The sequence below is a fragment of the uncultured Anaerovibrio sp. genome, assembly GCA_902786545.1.
GTDB lineage: Bacteria > Bacillota > Negativicutes > Selenomonadales > Selenomonadaceae > Anaerovibrio.
The window spans coordinates 454-4,400 of the sequence record CADACU010000073.1 but is presented as its reverse complement, the minus strand read 5'-3'; the positions used below and the strand labels follow the sequence as shown (position 1 = coordinate 4,400).

The 3,947-nt window shown below is 45.4% G+C and carries 5 protein-coding genes; all 5 read right to left on the bottom strand.

All coding sequences use genetic code 11. From position 1 onward, the window contains the following. Window positions 1-41: 41 nt before the first annotated feature. Window positions 42-1,151, bottom strand: coding sequence for an alanine racemase (gene alr, locus QZV24_RS09985; protein WP_294523421.1), 1,110 nt, complete (start codon window positions 1,149-1,151; stop codon window positions 42-44). 112 nt (window positions 1,152-1,263) lie between these two features. Then, window positions 1,264-2,547 (bottom strand): serine--tRNA ligase, encoded by a 1,284-nt coding sequence (gene serS, locus QZV24_RS09980; RefSeq protein ID WP_294523419.1) that lies wholly within the window; start codon window positions 2,545-2,547, stop codon window positions 1,264-1,266. Window positions 2,548-2,648: 101 nt separating this feature from the next. Further along, window positions 2,649-3,251: a hypothetical protein gene (locus QZV24_RS09975; protein WP_294523417.1), complete on the bottom strand. Its 603-nt coding sequence runs from the start codon at window positions 3,249-3,251 to the stop codon at window positions 2,649-2,651. A 50-nt stretch (window positions 3,252-3,301) separates the two neighbouring features. Next, on the bottom strand, window positions 3,302-3,610 hold the full coding sequence (locus tag QZV24_RS09970; RefSeq protein WP_294523415.1) for an Ada metal-binding domain-containing protein: 309 nt from the start codon (window positions 3,608-3,610) through the stop codon (window positions 3,302-3,304). Between the two features lie 144 nt (window positions 3,611-3,754). Further along, the coding region (locus QZV24_RS09965) for an aquaporin (protein ID WP_294523413.1) at window positions 3,755-3,947 on the bottom strand (193 nt) is incomplete at its 5' end.

The following is a 3,947-nucleotide window of genomic DNA, read 5'->3' as shown; positions in this document are numbered from 1 at the left end:
TTATTATTTTAGCAAAGAATACACCTATTGTGAATAGGCCCTTATCCTTTATATACTCTTGGTATTCGTGGACTCAGCATACAAGGGAGCTCATAATTGATGGTCCCCAGCCAACCGGCGGCTTCATCTATAGACAAACCCTCTGATCCATACAACACCACCGTATCTCCTTCTCTGATGCGCTTATTATCAGTAAAATCCACCATACACTGATCCATGCAAATCCGCCCCACAACAGGCGATCTCTTACCATTAAATTCCACCTGCGCCTTACCGCTGAACAGCCGGGTATAACCATCTGCATAGCCCACCGGCAAAGTTCCTATCAGGCTTTTTCTCCGGGCAGTCCAAGTGCAACCATAGCTTACCGGTGTACCAGCTTCCAGTTCCTTCAGGAAAACCACCTTGGCACAGAGCTTCATCAATGGCTTTAATTCAATATTGTGCTGTACTTCTTCCGATGGCCACAAGCCATACAATATAATTCCAGCCCGCACCATATCAAAATGAACCTCCGGCATCTCCAATATAGCCGCTGAATTGGCAATATGCTTTATAGGAATGTTTACTCCCGCCTTTTCCACATTGGCAATAGCCTCCTCAAAGGCAACTACCTGCTTTTTGGCATAGGTTTTGTCCTGGGCATCTGCCAAGGCAAAATGCGAAAACATCCCCTCCAGCTCAATACCAGGCATCACGGAAACTCCTTTGGCAAAATCCCCCGCTTCCGCCGGCTTTATGCCTATGCGATGCATTCCTGTATCGATTTTCAGGTGGATTTTGGCCTTTTTATTTTGCCGGACAGCCTGCGCCGATATGGCCTTGGCCTGGTCTACGGAGAACACGGCCTGAGTGATATCATAATCCACAATTTGGCTGGCAAACTCGCTGGGTGTTGCCCCTAAAATCAGTATAGGTGTTGTAAAGCCGGCGTTTCTCAGAGAAATAGCTTCACTAAGAACCGCCACTGCCAGATAATCCGCCCCCATTTCCACGGCTTTTCTGGCCACAGCTATGGCTCCATGTCCGTAACCATCGGCCTTTACCACCGCACACCATTTAGCATTGTTATGAATGCAGCTCTTGATATTTCTGATATTATCTTCCAATGCCTTTAAATCAACCTCTGCCCACACAGCCCGATTTGCCATTATTATTCCTCCCTCGAAATACAATAGCCCACCCGTAAGGGCAGGCTATATAAAGCATCTAGTTACCGCTTAGCAATTTCCTCATTGAAATCATATCCTGTTGGCTTGTGTATCAAAGCTCACCCTTTTTTATGACCTCAACACCGCCCATATAAGGAACCAGTGCTTTTGGTACACGGATAGAGCCATCTTCATTCTGATAGTTCTCCAAAATAGCTGCAAAGGTACGACCTACGGCCAGACCGGAACCATTAAGAGTATGAACAAACTCAGGCTTGCTCTTCGGATCACGACGGAACTTAATATTAGCCCGACGCGCCTGGAAATCCAAGCAGTTGGAGCAGGAGGAAATCTCCCGATAACAGTTCTGTCCCGGCATCCATACCTCTATATCATAAGTCTTGGCGGAAGTAAAGCCCATATCGCCGGTGCAGAGCAATACCACATGATAAGGAAGCTCCAAAACCCGCAAAACATCTTCCGCATCATCAGTCATCTTTTCCAGCTCGTCCCAAGAATCTTCCGGCTTACAGAATTTTATCAACTCAACCTTATTGAACTGGTGCTGGCGAATAAGCCCCCGGGTATCACGGCCTGCACTGCCGGCCTCAGCCCGATAGCAAGCAGTATATGCACAATAATACTCCGGCAATAAAGCCCCGTCCAAAATCTCCTCCCGATGATAGTTGGTAGTAGGTACCTCTGCAGTAGGTACCATATAGTAATCCAAGCCCTCCAGCTTAAACATATCTTCGGCAAACTTTGGCAGCTGACCAGTACCAATCATACTGTCCCTATTTACAATACAAGGTGCCAACATTTCAGTATAGCCATGCTTTGTTGCGTGCAAATCCATCATAAAATTGATGAGCGCCCTCTCCAACCTAGCACCTAACCCCTTATAAAAGGTAAACCGTGCGCCGGTGACCTTGGCAGCCCGCTCAGCATCAATAATGTCCAGTGCCTCACCCAAATCCCAATGAGCCTTTGGCTCAAAGTCAAACTTGGTAGGCTCCATAAACTTTCTTACTTCCGGATTATCAGTGTCATCAACACCGTATGGAACATCTTCCTTTGGCATATTTGGAATACTGAGCATAATATCTCTCAGTTCATCCTCAACATCCCGCAGTTCGTTGTCCAGCTTGGAAATCTCTTCACCTACCTGCTGCATTTCGGCCACAATGGCATCGGCATTTTCCCCAGCCTTCTTCATGGCACCAATCTGCTTGGAGACGGTGTTGCGCTTAGCCTTCAGCTCCTCTACCTGAGTCAGGATTTCCCGGCGTTTTTTCTCTATTTCTTCAAAACCATCCAATGATAATTTATTGTTGCGCTTTTTCAGCATTTCCTGAACAGCATCTAAATTTTCTCTCACAAATTTAATGTCTAACAACTTAATGACCTCCATATCTCAGGCAAATCCCGCCCAATTATCTAACTTTCCTCACCTATTATAATATACTTGTTCAATTTTTTCCATTCCTTTAGCTCTTTTTAAATCCGCACCTCAAAATGGCCATGGATATTGTCATCATCATCGTCATTCCCCTTGCTCTTGCCATTGTTATTATTTAATGACGGCGCTTCATTTTGTCGCTCTTTCGACATATCCTTTGGCAATGTCGACGACTGATTGTTCTTTCTTTTTTGCATATTCATAAAACTGAAGGCCAAAAACGCCGTAATAAAAATCAGTACAAAGGGCCAAATACTAATATTGTCAAATGGTGTGTTATTATTGGCAATATGTATTTTTTGCCCGTCATCCTGCACCTCCGTGGTCAGGGTCTGGGCATTGGGATTGCCCTGCATCTGAACCGGTTGCGGGGCCGCAGTATTTTCTTCCCCCTGTTTTGCTGTACCGGAATCCCCTTGTTGCTGAACCGTATTCTCCTTACCGTTATTCGTTTGCTGTTTGCCAGTCTTATCCTCCGGGGCGGAAATGGTTATATGTACCCCAAAATCTCTGGAGCCAGCCTCTGTATTATGACCGGTACTTGAGTTGTCAGTTGGCCCGGACGCCTGGGTGGCCGTATCCCCTTTAGGTGAAACCGGTGGAGTTGGGGGCGTAGGTGGAGTTGGTTGTTTGATTGCCATAGCTTTTCCTTAAAAAGAAAGACCCTTGGTAAATCAAGGGTCCAATATTATCAATCTTCCTGCGGATGACAACGCTTACAAGGGTGATAGCCTTTATCCTCTGCGGCTTTGTTGTTCTCCTCAGCTGTCTTCCCCTTTTTGAACACCTCAGGATTTACAATAGTTTTGGCTTTTGGACAGCCAGGACGGTGGTAATACCCTGTGTAGACATCCGCCACCCGCTCGATTTGCGTCTTGTCAATGTCGTTGAAATCATTCGCCAGAGAATCTTGGTACATATTCCAACCCACAAATCCAACCAAAAAAATAATTATTAAACTAACAATCAGTTTAACTCTTGCCTTTTTCTGTTCGTTCATTGAAATATCCTCCCATTACTTACTGTCCACCATTATACCATTTAAGGTGAATTTAGTACATAGAATAAGGCTATTTTCCATTAAAAAACACCTTCATCCGTATACAGATGAAGGTGTTTCGTAGACTATTTATTAGCCATCAAATCAGATGATATGAACAGCACTTGCTACTACATAAGCAAGAACACCACCGCAAAGTGGAGCAACTACTGGAACCCAAGCATAGCCCCAGTTGCCATCACCCTTGTCAGGAATTGGCAGGATTGCATGTGCAATTCTTGGACCAAGGTCACGAGCTGCGTTCATTGCATAACCGGTAGGACCACCAAGGGAAAGA